The organism is Nocardia araoensis NBRC 100135, from assembly GCF_000308435.1.
GTDB lineage: Bacteria > Actinomycetota > Actinomycetes > Mycobacteriales > Mycobacteriaceae > Nocardia > Nocardia araoensis.
The window spans coordinates 1-776 of record NZ_BAFR01000197.1 but is presented as its reverse complement, the minus strand read 5'-3'; the positions used below and the strand labels follow the sequence as shown (position 1 = coordinate 776).

1 protein-coding gene is annotated in these 776 nt (G+C 66.6%); it reads left to right on the top strand.

All coding sequences use genetic code 11. The annotated features are described in order from the left end of the window. Positions 1-776: condensation domain-containing protein (locus ON21_RS25445; protein ID WP_245562729.1), on the top strand; the 776-nt coding region annotated here is incomplete at both ends.

The following is a 776-nucleotide window of genomic DNA, read 5'->3' as shown; positions in this document are numbered from 1 at the left end:
TTGGGCGCGACGCGGATCGCGGCGCGAGTCGGGGCCGCGTTGGATACCGATATTCCGGTCCAGTTGTTGTTCGAGGCGCCGACGGTGGCGGCGCTCGCGTCCCGCGTCGAGCGGCATATCGGCCAGGGGCGGCAACGCCCACCGCTGGTCGCCCGGCCACGCCCTGAACTAGTGCCCTTGGCGCCGGCCCAGCAACGGATGTGGTTCCTCAATCAGTACGACACCGGTTCGGGGGCGTACAACTTGCCGATCGTGATTCGGCTGCGTGGTGAATTGAACGTGGAGGCCTTGCGATCGGCCCTGGTGGATGTGCTGGACAGGCACGAGTCGCTGCGAACGCGGTACCCGGATCACGACGGAAAGCTGATCCAGCTGATCGAACCTGTCGACGGAATCGATCGCGAACTGGCCTTGGTGTTCGTTCCGCGGAGTCGATTGATCGGCGCGGTAACCGAATTCGTCACCGAAGGCTTCGACGTCAGCACCCAGGTGCCGGTGCGCGCCCGATTGTTCCGTGCCACCGGCGGCACCGAACCGGAATACGTGCTCGCCGTCGTGGTGCACCACATCGCCGCCGACGGCTTCTCCATGACACCGCTGGCCCGCGACGTGACGACCGCGTACGCCGCGCGACTTCGCGGGGAAGCCCCGTCGTGGACGCCGCTGCCCATCCAGTACGCGGACTACGCGCTGTGGCAGCAGGCCGCCCTCGGCTCACCCGACGATCCGGAATCGCTCTGCGCGCAGCAGATCCGATATTGGACGGAGACCTTGGA